General features: G+C 70.7%; 12 protein-coding genes. 6 read left to right on the forward strand and 6 right to left on the reverse strand.

Features of this window, described 5'->3' with window-relative positions; genetic code table 11:
* Positions 1 to 253 precede the first annotated feature (253 nt).
* Together ACWEOW_RS17190 and ACWEOW_RS17195 are read right to left on the reverse strand one after the other, a co-directional pair.
* Complete coding sequence (locus ACWEOW_RS17190) at positions 254 to 1,036, reverse strand: dioxygenase family protein (protein ID WP_452270443.1); 783 nt, start codon at positions 1,034 to 1,036, stop codon at positions 254 to 256.
* 375 nt (positions 1,037 to 1,411) lie between these two features.
* Complete coding sequence (locus tag ACWEOW_RS17195; protein WP_452270444.1) at positions 1,412 to 2,128, reverse strand: DUF3800 domain-containing protein; 717 nt, start codon at positions 2,126 to 2,128, stop codon at positions 1,412 to 1,414.
* Positions 2,129 to 2,321: 193 nt separating this feature from the next.
* Between ACWEOW_RS17195 and topA the strand changes: the two genes are divergently transcribed.
* From topA to ACWEOW_RS17220, 5 genes are all read left to right on the forward strand, one after another.
* Complete coding sequence (gene topA, locus ACWEOW_RS17200; RefSeq protein ID WP_452270445.1) at positions 2,322 to 5,060, forward strand: type I DNA topoisomerase; 2,739 nt, start codon at positions 2,322 to 2,324, stop codon at positions 5,058 to 5,060.
* Between the two features lie 153 nt (positions 5,061 to 5,213).
* Positions 5,214 to 5,648, forward strand: a complete 435-nt coding sequence (locus ACWEOW_RS17205; protein ID WP_452270446.1) for an N-acetyltransferase family protein — start codon at positions 5,214 to 5,216, stop codon at positions 5,646 to 5,648.
* 39 nt (positions 5,649 to 5,687) lie between these two features.
* Positions 5,688 to 6,491, forward strand: coding sequence for a PIG-L deacetylase family protein (locus ACWEOW_RS17210; protein ID WP_452270447.1), 804 nt, complete (start codon positions 5,688 to 5,690; stop codon positions 6,489 to 6,491).
* A 47-nt stretch (positions 6,492 to 6,538) separates the two neighbouring features.
* Positions 6,539 to 7,006: an SCP2 sterol-binding domain-containing protein gene (locus ACWEOW_RS17215; RefSeq protein WP_452270448.1), complete on the forward strand. Its 468-nt coding sequence runs from the start codon at positions 6,539 to 6,541 to the stop codon at positions 7,004 to 7,006.
* Between the two features lie 4 nt (positions 7,007 to 7,010).
* Complete coding sequence (locus tag ACWEOW_RS17220) at positions 7,011 to 8,225, forward strand: acyl-CoA dehydrogenase family protein (protein WP_452270449.1); 1,215 nt, start codon at positions 7,011 to 7,013, stop codon at positions 8,223 to 8,225.
* 306 nt (positions 8,226 to 8,531) lie between these two features.
* Here ACWEOW_RS17220 and ACWEOW_RS17225 read toward each other — a convergent pair whose 3' ends face one another.
* The 3 genes from ACWEOW_RS17225 to ACWEOW_RS17235 all read right to left on the reverse strand — a co-directional run bounded on the left by ACWEOW_RS17225 (position 8,532) and on the right by ACWEOW_RS17235 (position 14,218).
* On the reverse strand, positions 8,532 to 10,766 hold the full coding sequence (locus ACWEOW_RS17225; protein ID WP_452270450.1) for an NADP-dependent isocitrate dehydrogenase: 2,235 nt from the start codon (positions 10,764 to 10,766) through the stop codon (positions 8,532 to 8,534).
* A 207-nt stretch (positions 10,767 to 10,973) separates the two neighbouring features.
* Positions 10,974 to 11,246 (reverse strand): hypothetical protein, encoded by a 273-nt coding sequence (locus ACWEOW_RS17230; RefSeq protein ID WP_452270451.1) that lies wholly within the window; start codon positions 11,244 to 11,246, stop codon positions 10,974 to 10,976.
* Between the two features lie 128 nt (positions 11,247 to 11,374).
* Positions 11,375 to 14,218, reverse strand: a complete 2,844-nt coding sequence (locus tag ACWEOW_RS17235; RefSeq protein ID WP_452270452.1) for an ATP-binding protein — start codon at positions 14,216 to 14,218, stop codon at positions 11,375 to 11,377.
* A gap of 193 nt (positions 14,219 to 14,411) precedes the next feature.
* On the opposite strand from ACWEOW_RS17235, the gene ACWEOW_RS17240 reads away from it, so the two are divergent.
* Complete coding sequence (locus ACWEOW_RS17240) at positions 14,412 to 15,758, forward strand: serine hydrolase domain-containing protein (RefSeq protein WP_452270453.1); 1,347 nt, start codon at positions 14,412 to 14,414, stop codon at positions 15,756 to 15,758.
* Positions 15,759 to 16,044: 286 nt separating this feature from the next.
* Here ACWEOW_RS17240 and ACWEOW_RS17245 read toward each other — a convergent pair whose 3' ends face one another.
* Positions 16,045 to 16,830, reverse strand: coding sequence for a TetR/AcrR family transcriptional regulator C-terminal domain-containing protein (locus ACWEOW_RS17245; protein ID WP_452270454.1), 786 nt, complete (start codon positions 16,828 to 16,830; stop codon positions 16,045 to 16,047).
* Positions 16,831 to 16,929: the final 99 nt, after the last annotated feature.

A 16,929-nucleotide genomic window follows, 5' to 3' on the forward strand; every position in this document is an offset into this window, starting at 1 on the left:
CGGGTGGCCGACAACCCCCGTCGAGTGGCCTGGTCGTCTCAGGCTGGGCGGGTTTCAGTCGGGGCGCAGCGGCCACTCGAGTGGGGGCACGACTGCCTCGGGTGGCCGACAACCCCCGTCGAGTGGCCTGGTCGTCTCAGGCTGGGCGGGTTTCAGTCGGGGCGCAGCGGCCACTCGAGTGGGGGCACGACTGGCCTCGGGTGCCGACAACCCCCGTCGAGTGGCCCCGTCGTCTCGCGGCCGGATTGGACGCTCAGCCGAACTGCCAGGACCGCTTCGACAGGCCGAACCAGAAGCCCTCGATGACGCTCTTGTTGTCGAGGCCGCCGGACTCGTATGCCGCTCCCAAGGTGACGAACAGCGGCGCGAAGTGCTCGGTCCTAGGGTGCGCCTCGTGGGCGGCGGGAGCCTTGGCGAGGAAGTCCAGCAGGCTGTCCACGTCCTGCGCGGCCATGGCCTCGCGCGCCCACTGGTCGAACTCCTGGCTGGCCTGGGGTGGGGTGCCGTCGGCACCGCCGTACGGGTTGAACCACCGCAGGTTGTGCGTCGTGAAGCCCGAGCCGACGATCATCGTGCCCTGGTCGCGCAGGGGGGCCAGGCGCCGGCCGATCTCGAACAGGCCGCGGGGGTCGAGCGTCGGCATCGACATCTGCAGCACCGGGATGTCGGCCTCGGGGAACATCTCCTTGAGCGGCACGTAGGCGCCGTGGTCGAGCCCGCGGGCCTCGTCGCGGTGGACCTCGTGGCCCGGCCAGGTGAGCAGCGTGGTCACCTCGTCGGCGAGGGCCGGCGCGGCGGGGGCGTTGTAGGTGACCTCGTAGTACTTCTGCGGGAAGCCCCAGAAGTCGTAGGTCAGGGGAGCGCCGGTCGTCGTGCCGAGGGTCGTCGGCGCGTCCTCCCAGTGGGCCGAGACCATCAGGACGTTCTGCGGCTTCTGCAGGTCGGACGACCAGTCGGCGAGCTCGGCCGTCCAGCGCTCGTCGTCGGCGAGGGGCGGTGCGCCGTGGCTGAGGTAGATGACGGGAGCGGCGGTCATGAGCGTCCTTCCAAAGTGATTGAACACTAAATTATCACGACTCAAGCTCGTCGCGCTGACCGTATGCCGGGAGTCTGGGGCCGGCTGCCGGCGTCGCATCGTGCGTCAGGTCGCCCCTCGTGTCCCGCCGGTGCTGCCATCACGACGAGTCCGGCGACCTGAAACGCGACGCGAGGCGAACAACGGGGGCGGCGTCAGCGGTCGCTGGCTTTCGAGTCCTGCGACCGGGTCGATCACCGCCGCCCGTGCCCCATCAAGCTCGGCTGCGGTCGTGGTCGGTGGCGGGCAGCTGATCGTTGTCCTAAACTCGGGCATAGGAGGCGTTCCTCCTGTCAGCCTTAGGCCCCTCTACGGAGGGGCCTTCGTGCGCCTGGCTCACCTCGGCCGGGGCCACCAACATCCATCGTGCACGATGGTGGGCTCGAGGCGTGCCCAAAGTCTCTCGTTAGCGTGCTTCGCGCGCGCGTCGGTCTCCTTGTGGGTGGCCCTGCGGCGTGCCAGGTAGGCCACCAGGTCGGCCGTCTGGAGGAGGCGGCTCGCGTGGCTTGGGGCGAAGTGAAGCGAGTCGACGATGCGCGTGATCTGTCGGCTCCGGTAGCCCCAGGTCCTCGAGCGTTGGTAGTGCCAAAGGTCACGGCGATACTGATCCTGGTCGTCGACCTCATCGGCGATGAGCAACGCCCGCTCGTTGCGGGACTCGGCGTGCTCGTCCACACGTTCCACGAGGTGGGTCATGACGATGCTGTGTGGATGGTCGTGTCCATGAGGGTGGCGAGCGTCGAGCCCCGGGATGTCGACGGACCTGACGACGACCTTGACCTCGTGATCGGCGACGGCTTGGACGGCCTTGTTGTACACGCCGATGCGAGCCCGAACCCTGGACGCCAAGGGTGCCCAGTCGCCCTTGCCGGCGACCAGGTCGTATCCGTGAAGCTCTGCGTCGGGACTCAGGTCGTCATGAGCGGACGCGGTGTCAGCCACGATCCTGTCCAACGTGCGTGTCAGCGACCGCGCCTGGCGCTCGTCGACGAGGGTTGCCGCGATGAAGTAGCGCTCCTTCGTGTACGACTCGTCCACATATGTCAGGAGCACGACCGGAGGCTACCTGCGCGGCGGCGCAGCTGCTGCGACCTAGCCCGACGGCATACCAGATCTGCTGCCGGAACCCGCCGAAAACGGGATCCTGGAATGCGTCCTTGATGGAGCCTGTTACGGTCAGGGCGCGTCCACGTCGGAGCAGCGACGAATCCGCTGCACGTGAGACCGGGAAGTTGAAGGTGTGTTCATGGCCGCAGGAAAGGGCCGCAAGCTCGTCATCGTCGAGTCGCCTGCGAAGGCGAAGACGATCGCCGGGTACCTCGGTGGGGACTTCGAGGTGGAGGCGTCGGTCGGGCACATCCGCGACCTGCCCAACCCGTCCGAGCTGCCCGCTGACATGAAGAAGGGCCCGTTCGGCAAGTTCGCCGTCGACGTCGACCACGGCTTCGAGCCGTACTACGTCGTCGACACCGACAAGAAGAAGAAGGTCGCCGAGCTCAGGCGCCTGCTCAAGGACTCCAGCGAGCTCTACCTCGCCACCGATGAGGACCGCGAGGGCGAGGCCATCGCCTGGCACCTGCTCGAGGCGCTCCAGCCGCGCGTCCCGGTCAAGCGGATGGTCTTCCACGAGATCACGCGTGAGGCGATCCAGCGGGCCGTCAACGACACCCGCGAGCTCGACACCCGCCTCGTCGACGCCCAGGAGACCCGCCGCATCCTCGACCGCCTCTACGGCTACGAGGTCAGCCCGGTCCTGTGGCGCAAGGTCCGCCAAGGCCTGTCGGCCGGACGCGTCCAGTCGGTCGCGACGCGCATGGTCGTCGAGCGCGAGCGCGAGCGGATGGCCTTCGTCAAAGCGTCCTACTGGGACGTCGTGGGCGACTTCACGCCCGGCGCGGCCGCGCAGCAGTTCACCGCCCGGCTCTCGTCGGTCGACGGTGCCCGGGTCGCCACAGGACGTGACTTCTCCGACGGCGGCGCCCTCACCGGGAAGGGGGTCGTCCACCTCGACGAAGGGCTCGCCACGCGGATCGCGGAGGCGTGCCTGCCCCAGACTGCCCGGGTCTCCGACGTGCAGGAGAAGCCGTACACCCGACGCCCGTCGGCGCCGTTCACCACCTCGACGCTCCAGCAGGAGGCGTCGCGCAAGCTGCGCATGTCGTCCAAGAACGCGATGCGGGTGGCCCAGCGGCTGTACGAGAACGGCTACATCACCTACATGCGTACCGACAGCACCACACTGTCGGACGCCGCCCTGACCGCGGCGCGCAGCCAGGCCCGGGACATGTACGGCGCGGAGTACGTCCCCGACAGCCCGCGCCGCTACGAGAAGAAGGTCAAGAACGCCCAGGAGGCGCACGAGGCGATCCGCCCTGCCGGCGACCGTTTCCGCTCCCCGGCCCAGGTCGCCGGTGAGCTGCGCGGCGAGGAGTTCGCCCTCTACGAGCTGATCTGGAAGCGGACCGTCGCCTCCCAGATGGCCGACGCCCGAGGGTCGACCGCGACCGTCAAGCTCGTCGTCGACACCGCCGTCGAGGGGGCGCAGCAGGTCGAGTTCAGCGCGAGCGGCACCGTCATCACGTTCAAGGGGTTCCTCGCGGCATACGAGGAGGGCCGGGACGACGAGGCCACCGCGCGCGCGGAGGCCGCCGAGGAGGAGCGGCGCCTGCCGAAGCTCTCCGCGGGGGTCTCGCTCGAGGTCCTGCGCGCCGAGGCCGACGGCCACGAGACGACACCTCCGGCTCGCTACACCGAGGCAACGCTCGTCAAGGCGATGGAGGAGCGCGGCATCGGGCGTCCGTCGACGTATGCCGCCACCATCGGCACCATCCAGGACCGCGGTTACGTGTTCACCAAGGGCCAGGCGCTGGTGCCCACCTGGCTCGCGTTCGCCGTGACCCGCCTGCTGGAGGAGCACTTCACCGAGCTCGTCGACTACGAGTTCACGGCCTCGATGGAGGAGGACCTCGACCGCATCGCCAACGGCGACGAGGGGCGCGTCGACTGGCTGAAGCGGTTCTACTTCGGCGACGAGGCGACCTCCGGCGAGGGCCTGAAGCACCTCGTCGACGACCTCGGCGAGATCGACGCCAAGGAGATCTCGACGATCCCGCTCGGCGACGGCATGGTCGTCCGCGTGGGCCGCTACGGGCCCTACGTGGAGGAGGTCGCTCCGACCGGGGTGAACCTCGAGACCGGTGAGATCCCTGACGACGCAACGGTTTCCGCCACTCCGCGCCGGGCGACGATCACCGACGACGTCGCGCCGGACGAGATGACGCCCGAGCGCGCTCGGGAGCTGCTCGACGTCGCCGCCGACGACGGACGCGTCCTCGGGCAGGACCCCGCGACCGGTCGCGACATCGTCGCCAAGGCGGGCCGCTACGGTCCCTACATCACCGAGGTCATCGAGGAGGGGCCGACCCAGAACGGCTCGGGCACGCGGAAGGCCGCCAAGGCCAAGCCGCGCACCGCGTCCCTGTTCAAGGACATGGAGCTCGCGTCGATCGACCTCGACACGGCACTCAAGCTGCTCAGCCTGCCCCGGGTCGTCGGCAAGGACGCCGAGGGCGTCGAGATCACCGCACAGAACGGCCGCTACGGCCCGTACCTCAAGCGCGGCACCGACTCTCGCTCGCTGGTCACCGAGCAGCAGCTCTTCGACATCACGCTCGAGGAGGCACTCGCGATCTATGCGCAGCCCAAGCAGCGTGGCCGGGCTGCGGCCGCGGCCCCGCTCAAGGAGCTGGGCACCGACCCGGTGAGCGGCAAGCCGGTCGTGGTCAAGGACGGCCGGTTCGGGCCGTATGTCACCGACGGCGACACGAACGCGACGCTCCGCAAGGACGACGACCCGGCCGAGATCACGCCCGAGCGCGGGTTCGAGCTGCTCGCAGAGAAGCGCGCCAAGGGCCCGACGACCCGCAAGCGGGCCGTCAAGAAGACGGCCAAGCGCACGACGAAGCGGACCGCAAAGAAGGCCTAGCGACGCCGCCCGCTGCGGTTCGATGTGTTCCCGCGCGCTATGTCGCGCGGGATTACATCGACCCGCGGTTGGGGGCGCTGCGGCACGTGGCCCAGTCGGTATGCCGGGAAGTGGCCCTCCCCGAGCCCCGTGCCGTCCCGGTACCGTCACGTCATGCTGACGATCGGCCCGCTGGGCGAGGACGACCACGACCGGTGGGAGAGGCTGTTCCGCGCGTACATCGCCTTCTACGAGCGCGAGCTCGAGCAGGCGGCATACGACCGTGCCTGGCGTGAGTTCCGTTCTGACACAACGATGCACGCGCTCGGGGCGTGGCTGGACGGCACTCTCGTCGGGATCACCCACTTCCTCGTGCACCCGAGCACGAGCGAGCCGGACCTCTGCTATCTGGAGGACCTGTTCACGGCGCCCGAGGCGCGCCGGCACGGGGTAGGACAGGCCCTCATCGAGGCCGTGCGGGACTGGGCGCGCGCCCATGACTGCGGCAGCGTCTACTGGCAGACGCATCGCGACAATGCCACGGCCAGAAAGCTTTACGACGCCGTGGCGGAGCACCACGGCTTCGTCGTGTACACGCTGCCGGTGTAAGTCGGGCGGGCTGTCCGAGGCGGATGAGAAGGTGGGCGCATGGCAACACTTGTCTTCGTCCATGCCCACCCCGACGACGAGGCCTCCCAGACGGCCGGCTCCATGGCTCGCGCCGTCAAGGAGGGCCACCGGGTGGTGCTCGTCGTCGCGACCAACGGTGACCACGGGGACTCGCCGGACGACCTCGCCGCGGGGGAGACCGTGGTCGACCGGCGTCGCGCCGAGGCCATGGCATCCAACGCCGCCATCGGCACGCATCGCGTCGAGTTCCTGGGGTATGCGGACTCCGGAATGACCGGATGGGCGCAGAACGACCACGAGGCGAGCTTCATGCAGGTCGACACCGAGGCGGCGGCCGAGCGGCTCGCGGAGGTGCTGCGCGGTGAGGCCGCCGACATCGTCGTGGGCTACGACTGGCACGGCGGCTACGGCCATCCCGACCATGTCAAGGTTCATGCCGTGGCACGGCGGGCGGCCGAGCTGGCCGGGACGCCGCGCTACCTCGAGGTGACGATGAACCGCGACGCGATCATCCGGGCGCACGATGCCGCGGTTGCCGCCGGCGCCGACGTCAGCGAGTGGGACCCGCGCGCCCCGATGGACGACGGCAACCCGCTGGGGAGCCTCGAGAGCGAGCTGCACTGGGCGTGCGACGTCAGCGACTTCATCGAGGTCAAGCGGGAGGCCCTTCAGGCCCACGCCAGCCAGTCCGACGCCCAGGGCATGCTCGCCATGCCCGTCGAGATGTTCGCCCAGGCCTTCGGCTGGGAGCACTTCATCGAGCCGGCGCGGCCCGAGGGGATGGTCGTGGGGTGGTTCCTCGACGCCGCAGCGGTCGGGTAGGTTACTGGCGGTAACCAAGAGTCCCTCGCCCTGGGAAGGGGTCCGCGATGTCCGACATCGACTTCACCACAGCCACGCCCGAGCAGCTGGCGTCCGTCGAGCCGGCCGAGTTCATCCAGACCGTGAAGGCCATGTCCGACAAGGATGTCAAGGCAGTCATGGACAGCGGCAACCGCGAGGCGATCATCGCGGCGATCTTCGGCCGGATGCCCGAGCTGTTCCGGCCCGACCGCGCCGGGTCGACCCGGGCGACGACGCACTGGAGCATCACCGGCCGCCCCGACGGCGGCGCCGACGAGTGGACCGTGGCCTTCGCTGACGGGCAGTGCACCGTGGCACCGGGCCACGAGGGGGAGGCGACGCTCAGCCTGGCGATGGGCCCGGTCGACTTCACCAAGGTCATCACCAAGAGCGGCAACCCGGTCATGATGTTCATGACCGGCAAGATCAAGGCAAAGGGCGACCTCGGGCTCGCCGCCAACATCGGCAACTACTTCGACCTGCCCAAGGCCTGACGAGGTGGTCGAGTTCTCGCTCGCGCTCGACGACGACCAGGTCGAGCTGCGCGACTGGGTGCACGGCTTCGCTGCCGACGTCGTGCGCCCGGCGGCCGCCGAGTGGGACGCCCGCGAGGAGACTCCCTGGCCGATCATCCAGGAGGCCGCGAAGGCCGGCCTCTACGGCTTCGAGTTCCTGGCCCAGCTGTGGGCCGATCCCACCGGCTTGTCGATCAACCTTGCCAACGAGGAGCTCTTCTGGGGCGACGCCGGCATCGGCATGTCGATCTTCGGCACCACCCTGGCCGTCGCCGCGATCTACGGGTCGGGCACGCCGGACCAGCTCGTCGAGTGGGTGCCCCAGTGCTTCGGGGATGCCGACGATCCCAAGGTGGCGGCCTTCGCCACGACCGAGCCCCAGGCCGGGTCCGACGTCGCTGCGATGCGCACCCGGGCGCGCTATGACGAGGCGCGCGACGAGTGGGTGCTCACCGGGCAGAAGGCGTTCATCACCAACGGCGGGATCGCCGGCGTCCATGTCGTCACGGCCGTGGTCGACCCCGACCTCGGCTCCCGGGGGCAGGCTGCCTTCGTGGTGCCGCCCGACACCCCGGGGCTCGTTGCAGGCAAGAAGCTGCGCAAGCACGGGCTGCGCGCATCACACACCGCTGACGTCTTCCTCGACCACGTCCGGGTGCCGGGCTCCTGCCTGCTCGGCGACAAGGAACGGCTCGACGAACGCCTCGCCCGGGCCCGCGAGGGGCAGACCTCCAGCACCCAGGCCGCGATGCGCACCTTCGAGCTCACCCGGCCTTCGGTCGGTGCCCAGGCCCTCGGGATCGCGCGAGCGGCATACGAGTACGCCCTGGACTATGCGAAGGATCGCGTCGCCTTCGGACGGCCGATCATCGAGAACCAGGCCATCGCCTTCTCGCTGGCCGACATGCGCACCGAGATCGACGCCGCGCGGCTGCTCGTCTGGCGCGCCGCGTGGATGGGGCGCACCAACCGGCCGTTCCTCGCGGCCGAAGGGTCGATGAGCAAGCTCAAGGCGGGGGAGGTGGCCGTGGCGGTCACCGACCGGGCGCTGCAGATCCTCGGTGGCGCCGGGTACGTTGCCGACCACCCCGTCGAGCGGTGGTCCCGAGACGCGAAGGTCTACACGATCTTCGAGGGGACCTCCGAGATCCAGCGTCTCGTGATCGCGCGGGCGATCAGCGGCCACCGCATCCAGTAGCCGGCCCACCGGGGCTCCGTCTTGGTCGAGTGGGCGCTCCGTCCCACGCGTGACGCCGCGGCGGCCCCGCCCGTCGTGTGAGAGGTGGGGCCGGGCGCCCACTCGACCGGGGCTTGCGGCCGCCCGGCGGGTGGCCGGGACGGGCGGTGTATGCCGGTCGGGGCTCCGTCTTGGTCGAGTGGGCGCTCCGTCCCACGCGTTACGCCGCGGCGGCCCCGCCCGTCGTGTGACAGGTGGGGCCGGGCGCCCACTCGACCCGGAACGGGTGGGACGGAGCGCTCACTCGTCAGGAGGGATCCGCCGGGGTCAAGCCAGGGTGGCCACGATGTCGTTGAACGTCTGGCTCGGGCGCATGACGTCGGCAACCTTCGCGGGGTCGGGGCGGTAGTAGCCGCCGAGGTCGACGGGGTGACCCTGCGCGCCGACCAGCTCGCCCGCGATGGTCGCCTCGTTGTCGCGCAGCGCCGTGGCCACATCAGTGAACGCGGCCGCGAGGTCGGCGTCGTCGGACTGGCCCGCCAGCTCCTGTGCCCAGTAGAGCGCGAGGTAGAAGTGGCTGCCGCGGTTGTCGATCTGGCCGACCCGGCGGGCGGGCGACTTGTTCTCGTCGAGCAGCCGGCCGGTCGCACGGTCGAGCGTGTCGGCGAGCACCTGGGAGCGCTTGTTGCCGGTGACGCCGGCATAGTGCTCGAAGCTCACGGCCAGGGCGAGGAACTCGCCGAGGCTGTCCCAGCGCAGGTAGTTCTCCTGGACCAGCTGCTGCACGTGCTTCGGCGCGGAGCCGCCGGCACCGGTCTCGAAGAGGCCGCCGCCGTTGATGAGCGGCACGACCGAGAGCATCTTGGCGGACGTACCGAGCTCGAGGATCGGGAACAGGTCGGTCAGGTAGTCGCGCAGGACGTTGCCGGTCACCGAGATGGTGTCCTCGCCCTTGCGGATCCGGCCGAGGGAGAAGGCGATCGCGTCGGTCGGCTTCATGATCTCGATCGTGAGGCCGTCGGTGTCGTGGTCCGCAAGGTACTCGGTGACCTTGGCGATGAGGTTCGCGTCGTGGGCCCGGTCGGCGTCGAGCCAGAACACGGCCGGCGAGCCGGTCGCGCGGGCGCGCGTTACCGCGAGCTTGACCCAGTCACGGATCGGGATGTCCTTGGTCTGGCAGGCGCGCCAGATATCGCCCTGCGACACCTCGTGCTCCAGGAGCGCGGCACCCGAACCGTCGACGACGCGCACCACGCCGTCGGCTGCGATCTCGAACGTCTTGTCGTGGCTGCCGTACTCCTCGGCGGCCTGCGCCATGAGCCCGACGTTCGGCACCGAGCCCATCGTCGCCGGGTCGAAGGCGCCGTTGGCGCGGCAGTCGTCGATGACGACCTGGTAGATGCCGGCGTACGAGCTGTCGGGGAGCACCGCGAGGGTGTCCTCCTCGTTGCCCTCGGCGTTCCACATGTGGCCCGAGGTGCGGATCATCGCGGGCATCGACGCGTCGACGATCACGTCGCTCGGGACGTGCAGGTTGGTGATGCCGCGATTGCTGTCGACCATCGCGATGGCCGGCCCGTCGGCGAAGGCCCGCTTGACCGCATCCTCGACCGCCGCGCGCTTATCGGCGGGCAGGCTCTCCACGGCCTTGAGCACGGCACCGAGCCCGTCGTTGGGGGAGGCGCCGACGGACGCCAGCTCGGCGGCATACGTCGTGAACACCTCAGGGAAGAAGGCGCGCACCGCGTGCCCGAAGATGATCGGGTCGGAGACCTTCATCATCGTCGCCTTGAGGTGCACCGAGAACAGGACGTCCTCCGCCTTGGCGCGCGCGACCTGTGCGGACAGGAAGTCCCGCAGCTTCGCGACGTTCATGAAGGTGGCGTCGACGACCTCGCCCGCGAGCACCGGGATCGACTCCTTGAGCACCGTCGTCGTGCCGTCGGCGGCGACGTGCTCGACGCGCAGCGTGTCGTCGGCGGCGATGACGACGGACTTCTCGTTGTGGCGGAAATCGTCCTGGCCCATCGTGGCGACGTTGGTCTTGGACTCGGCGCTCCACGCACCCATGGAGTGCGGATGCCGGCGCGCATAGCTCTTGACCGACGCGGGTGCGCGGCGATCCGAGTTGCCTTCGCGCAGAACGGGGTTCACCGCGGACCCCTTGACCTTGTCGTATGCCGCCCGGGCCGCCTTCTCGTCGTCCGTGGCGGGGTTGTCGGGATAGTCGGGCAGCGCGAAACCGGCCGCCTGGAGCTCGACGATCGCGGCCTTGAGCTGCGGGATGGATGCCGAGATGTTGGGCAGCTTGATGATGTTGGCCTCGGGCGTCTTGGCCAGCTGGCCGAGCTCGGCGAGCGCGTCGTGGCCCACGCCGGATGCCTGCTGCTCAGCCGTGAGCGCGTCGGGGAACGCGGCGAGGATGCGCCCGGCGAGCGAGATGTCGCGCGTCTCCACGTCGACGTCGGCCTGCCTGGCGAACGCCGAGACGATCGGCAGCAGCGACGCCGTGGCCAGGGCGGGCGCCTCGTCGGTGTGCGTGTAGATGATCTTCGAGTCCAACGCGGGTGCTCCGTTCGGTTGCGAGACGTCCGGAGCCACGGAGGCTCCGGCGGCGATCCTCAATAAATCTTGATGTCAAGATATCGGATGCGTCGCGGCGAGGGGTAGCGCCCTGCCCATCCTGCCCGCGTGACCTTGGTCGCGCCAGCGTGCCGACCACCCCGCGCCGCGTCCGGTAACAGCGCGGGGGTGCTCGGCTGTGCGACCTCAGGAGGCCGCGGCAGGCACGAACCCGACGATGACCGACTCGGGCGACGGCCGGTGCCCGACGCGCTCGAACGCCGGGAAGAGGCGCTCCGCGGCGAACCGGTCGGCATCTGCCTGCGAGTCCCAGATGTCGATGGTGCACAGGGCGCCGTCGACGAAGTTCCAGTAGTGCGCCTGCTGTCCCGAGATCGGCGCCGTGCCGAGCTCGAGCACGGTCTGGTCGTAGAGGTCGGGCGTGACGCCCGGGGACTTGGTGTAGACGACGTAGGTCATGGTTCCCTCCTCGGTGGTGCCGGCCCTCGTGGACCGGTCACGACCGACGCTATGAAGCGCAGCGTGGTGCCGCGTCCGTCGATCTGCTCATCCCTGCTACTCAGATCTCGACCCGCACTACTCACCGATCACCGCAGATCGCCGGTCGCGGCCCACACGGCGATCTGCGACCGGTTGGTGAAGCCCAGCTTGGTCAGGATGTGCTGGACGTGGTTGGCGGCGGTCCGCTCCGAGAGCACCAGGCAGGCCGCGATCTCGCGGTTGCTGAGGCCCTGCGCCACCAGGGCGGCGACCTCCCGCTCGCGCACGGTGAGCGGCTCGGACGGGGCCACGCGCATCCCGCGGATCCGGGTCAGCCACGGCGTCATCGCGAGCCTGCGTGCGGTCGGAGCCGCCTCGGCGAGCAGCGCGTCCGCCTCGCCGCGCCGGCCTTGGGACGACCTCACCGAGGCCAGCTCGACCGTCGCCTCCACCTCGAACCCCGGGGCGCCGGTCCTGCGCGCGACGAGCCGGGCGACGTCCAGGTCGGTCGCGGCTGCGTCGAGGTCGCCGAGGGTCGCCTCAGACCGGCCGAGGGCGAGCTCGACCGGGCCGAAGTAGCTCGCATTCCCGGCGCCGCCCACCACGTGCTGGCCACGCCACGGGCGGAGCTGGTCCACGAACCACGCAAGGTCCTCGCGCGCGCCCAGCGCGATGGCCACGCGCGAGCCGACCGCGAGGCACGAGAGGACGAAGTACGGCGGGATGTGCCACGAGGCCGGCGGGCCGAGCCGCCGGTAGAGCTCGCCCGCGCGGTCGACCTCACCCTCGTCAGCGAGCGCGAAGGCCGGCCCGAGGAGGGCGAAGATCTCACCCCGGACGGTGTCGCGCTCGACCCCGAACTCGGGCGGTGGCGTCATCACCTCGGGCCGGTGCCCGATGTGGTGGCCCACGACGGTGGCGAGAGACATGTTGGCGCCGTACGCCCCCGGGTGCCCCTGCCGCTCGAGGACGGCGCGCGCCACGTCGCTGGTGGTCAGAGCCTCGTCGAACCGGCCGCGAGCCTGCGCGACCGCGGCCCGCGCCACGAGCAGGTGCCAGCGGGCCGTCGGCGTGGCGAGCGCATCGGCACAGGTCGCCAGGTGTCCCGTCTCCCGCTCGACCCCTGCCAGGTCCCCGTGCTGCCACAGGACGTCGAGCGCCCAGAGGTGTCCCCACATCTCGTCGCCCGGGCGCCGCTGCTGCTGACCGAGTGCGGTCATCCGCGAGGCAAGCTCGAGGCGCTCCACGGCATACCCGGGCGCGCTCAGGGCGAGCTGCCGAGCCCGTAGGGCGGCCGCGAGCGTCCCGGGGTCGTTCGTGGACTCCGCCACATCGAGAGCCTCTTGGGCCCGCGGCGCCGCGTCTTCCGGCCGGCCGATGTAGACCAGCGCGTCGGACAGCCGGGAGAGCATCCTCGCCCTCAGGGCGGGATCGCCGTCGGCCACGCCGCTGTCCAACGCCAGCCGGCACCAGTCGTGGCAGGCCCGGTCCCAGGCCCGCTCGCCGATCGGCTCGATGGTCAGGGCGGCCTGTGCGACGAGATCCGGCCGTCCGGCCGACTTCGCCAGGTCGACCGCCTTGGAGACTGCGGCGAAGCCCTCCTGCAGCCGGCCGGCAGTCAGGCTGGCCGACCCGAGCAGGATCCGCAGCTCGGCCTGCTCGGCGAGGTCGAGAGCGCCAGCACCTGAGGAGATCGCGAGGGAGTAGAGCCGCGCAGCCTCCTCGAAGGCCAGCGACCGCATCGCCTCGTCACCGGCGCGGCGGGACCAGTCGACAGCGGGACGTCGCTCACCGGTCACCGACACGGCGGCCCAGTGGCGGGCGATCTCGGCGACGTGGGAGCCGAGGTCGTCGCGGTGAAGATCCTCCAGCGCCTCGGCCGCCGCGCGGTGCAGGCCGACGGCCTGCTGAAGGGGAAGGGTGGCCTCAAGAGTCGAGCGCACGAGCCCGTGCCCGAACCGGAACCGGCCGGCGCCGAGGTGGACGAACAGCCCCGCCGAGACGGCCTCGTCCGCCGGTCCAAGGCAGGCGGCGGTCGGCCGGCGGAGCAAGCGCGCGGCCACGGTCAGCTCGAACTCGTCACCGAGCACCGACGCGGTGCGGACGAGCCGCTGAGTCTCCGCCCCAAGACGCGCGACACGCGCCTCGATCAACTCAGAAATATTGTGTCCCAATGGAATTCGACCGACCAAGGAAACGCCCATCCCGTTGGTGTCCCGGAGCGTTCCCGGCCCCTCGTGCTCACCGAGCAGTCGTCCGAGCTCGCGCAGGAAGAGCGGGTTGCCGCCGCTGGCCTGCTCGGCGGCGGCGACGACCTCTTCGGGAAGCGGAGACCCGGCGACAGAGGTGAGGATCTGCCTCGCCGCTACGCCCGTCACGCCCCGCAGCGTGACCCGCTCGGAGTCGGGCCCGGACGACAGCTCGGCGCCGAGGTGCGACCAACCGGTGCCCGGGGCGCCGGGCCGGCGCGTCACGCAGACGACGAGCCTCCCGTCCGGCGCGCTGCGCAGGACGTGCCGGAGGCCGAGCAGGGACGGTTCGTCGGCCCACTGGACGTCGTCGACGACGACCAGCGTCCCCGACTCGGAGCCGAGGCTCGTCACGAGAGACTCGAAGAGCGCGTACCTGTCGCCGGCGCCGGTCAGCGCCCCGCCGCGCGAGGCCCCGCCGGACAGGGCCTCGCCGAGCAACGCCCCGCCGAGCGAGGCCTCGCCGAGCAGCTGCCGCCACACCCAGAGCGGGGGTGCGCCGGCATCGTCGACGCAACTGGCCCAGCGGGTGCGGATCCCATCTCGGGCGCAGTCGTCGGCCATCCGGCGAGCCAAGGCGGTCTTGCCGATGCCGGCCTCGCCCTCCAGGGAGACGAGCACGGGTCGCCCGGTCGTCGCCGAGGCGACGACCTCACGGAGTCGGGCCAGCTCGACGTCACGGCCGACCAGGGCGGCGCCCACGGGTGAAGCGTAGGCCGGGTGCGGCCGCCCGGCGCCGCGTTTGGCAGGGCTCCCAGCGAACCCCCAGCGGCGCACGATGGGCGGCCCGTATGCCGTCCACAGCCGGAAGTGCGCCGGGGTGACCCAGCGGCCACGGAAAGTGCCGGCGGCGCCGGGATCGTGGCCTCCGTGCAGGCGTCACTAAGGTGTCCCGGTGAGCAACGCCGCACGAAGAGCACTCGACCGCCTCCTTGCCGACGCCCAGTCGAAGGGCCGTATGCCGTCCGTGGCAGCCGGGGTGGTCCGGGACGGGACACTCGTGTGGTCCGGCGCAGTCGGCACGCTCGACGGTCGCGCTGGCGGCGAGTCTGCAGACGCCGACACCCAGTACCGGATGGGTTCGATCACCAAGACGTTCGTCGCCGTCGCGGTCATGAGGCTGCGGGATGCCGGTCGGCTCGATCTCGACGACCGCTTCGAGGAGCACGTGCCGGGGTCCGCATTCGGCCGCGCGACCATCGCCCAGCTGCTGTCTCACGGAGCCGGCCTCCAGGCCGAGACGAACGGCCCGTGGTGGGAACGCACGCCTGGCGCCTCGTGGGCCGATCTCGTGGACTCGCCTGTGCAGCAACGGTTCCGAGCCGGACGCATGTTCCACTACACGAACGTCGGCTATGCCGCACTGGGCGAGCTCCTGGCTCGGGCGCACGGGTTGAACTGGTTCGAGGTGGTGCGCCGTGACCTGCTCGAGCCGCTCGGGATGAGCCGCACGACGACCCGTCCGACCGGCAAGGCAGCGCCGGGGCTCGCGGTGCACCCTTTCGCCGACGTGCTGCTGCCGGAGCCGGAGCACGACGCCGGGGCGATGGCGCCTGCCGGGCAGCTCTGGACAACGGTCTCGGACCTCGCCCGGTGGGCGGCCTTCGCCGGGGGCGACACCGGTGACGTGCTCTCGCGAGACACGCTGCGCGAGATGTTCGAGCCGCATGTGGTCAACGACAACCCGGGCACGGCTTGGGTCGGGGCACACGGGCTCGGCTGGCAGGTCTGGAACGTGGACGGCGTACGGTACGCGGGCCACGGCGGCTCGATGCCCGGCTTCATCGCCTCCTTGCGCGTCAACCAGGAGACCGGGGACGGCGTCGTCGCCTTCACCAACTCCACCACCGGGACCCTCGCGCCGCTGCCCATGAACCTGCTCGAGACCTACGTCAAGCACGAGCCCCCGCCGCCGCGGACCTGGCATGCGGCAGGGGATCCCGGCCTGCTCGACATCACCGGCATCTGGCACTGGGGACCAGCCGTCACCCTCGCCAAGGTGGTCGAAGGCCGGCTCGTCCTCGGTGAACCGGGCGCGGGGCGCGGGTCGAGGTTCGACCCCGTGGGGCCGGACGAGTGGGTGGGGCTCGATGGCTACTACACCGGTGAGCCGCTGCGCGTCGTGCGGCATACGGACGGCACGGTGTCGCACCTGGACCTCGCGTCGTTCCGCTTCACGCGGACGCCGTACGACCCACTCGCCGACGTCCCCGGCGGAGTCGACGAGCGCGGCTGGACCTAGCTCCGACCTCCGCCCCCCGCCCGCCCGCCCGCCCGGCGCCCACCTGCGCGCCCGCCCCGCCCGCCCGCCTGCGCGCGGGCCCTGGCTCGGCAACACACCGAGCAGTCGCAAACTTCGACGGGAATAACCCGCTGAGTTTGCGACTGCTCGGTGTGTTGCGGGTTGCGCGGCCGCCGGGACCGGAAGCCCTGCGCGGGCGCCGGGACCGGAAGCCCTGCGCGGCGCCGAGTAGATGGCGGCCGCCCTGCTGCGTCCCACCATCGTCAGCGGCCGCGGGCGTTTCAGGTCAGTCGTGGGACGGGCCGCTCACTCGACCTTCGTGGGTGAGCGCTGGGTCGGCTTTCGCGGCTGACCGCTGGATGAGCGCCTCGATGCCGTCGAGCAGCAGGCGCAGGCCCTTGTCGAACTCCACCTCGAAGAAGTCCTCGTCGTCATCGTCCAGGGCTTCCGGCCCAGCGGACGTGAGGCGCGGGAAGACGGCCGGGTCGATCAGCGCGCTCATCAGCGGCAGGTAGGAGGCTTGGGGGCTGTCCGGGTCCGCCGCCCCGACGAGCCCCATCTGCATCGACTGGCGCACGTGGTTCAGGCCCCAGCCGTCGATCGCGAGCATGGCCGAGAGCCGCTCCTCGTTCGTCAGGGGCGCGTCCTCGAGCGCCTCCAGTCCCGACTCCATCCAGGCGAGCATGTTCGGGGTCAGCGGCGGGCCGGCCTGGCGCGTCTCCGTGGTCCAGGGGTGGGCGAGCCGTCGAGAGGCGATCTCCTTGGCCCAGCTGGAGATCCGAGCGCGCCAGCCGTCCCCTGGTGGGAACTCCAGCGTGGGTGGGCCGTACGCGACATCGAGCATCACGGCATACAGCTCGTCCTTGCTGTCGACGTAGCGGTAGAGCGACATCGTGGTGAAGCCGATGGCGGTCGCGACGCTCTTCATCGACACCGCGTCGAGCCCGTCGGCGTCGGCGATGGCGGCGGCGGCAGCGCCGATCTCCTCGATGCTGCGGCCGGGCTTGGGCCCGCGTCGGCCCTCGGGCTCCTTGCCCCAGAGCAGCTGCAGGTAGCGCGGCAGGTCGGTCACGAGACGAAGTGTAGCCAACTGCTTGCGTGGTACGCAGATTAGGTCTACTTTCAGTGTGCGACATAAACACTATGCGTCATACGCAGATCTCGGAGGGCA

Source organism: Monashia sp. NPDC004114 (assembly GCF_053603855.1).

Coding starts and splice junctions, on each gene's coding strand:
- ACWEOW_RS17190 (WP_452270443.1), bottom strand. CDS start 1,036: ATGACCGCCGCTCCCGTCATCTACCTCAGCCACGGCGCACCGCCCCTC.
- topA (WP_452270445.1), top strand. CDS start 2,322: ATGGCCGCAGGAAAGGGCCGCAAGCTCGTCATCGTCGAGTCGCCTGCG.
- ACWEOW_RS17205 (WP_452270446.1), top strand. CDS start 5,214: ATGCTGACGATCGGCCCGCTGGGCGAGGACGACCACGACCGGTGGGAG.
- ACWEOW_RS17210 (WP_452270447.1), top strand. CDS start 5,688: ATGGCAACACTTGTCTTCGTCCATGCCCACCCCGACGACGAGGCCTCC.
- ACWEOW_RS17215 (WP_452270448.1), top strand. CDS start 6,539: ATGTCCGACATCGACTTCACCACAGCCACGCCCGAGCAGCTGGCGTCC.
- ACWEOW_RS17230 (WP_452270451.1), bottom strand. CDS start 11,246: ATGACCTACGTCGTCTACACCAAGTCCCCGGGCGTCACGCCCGACCTC.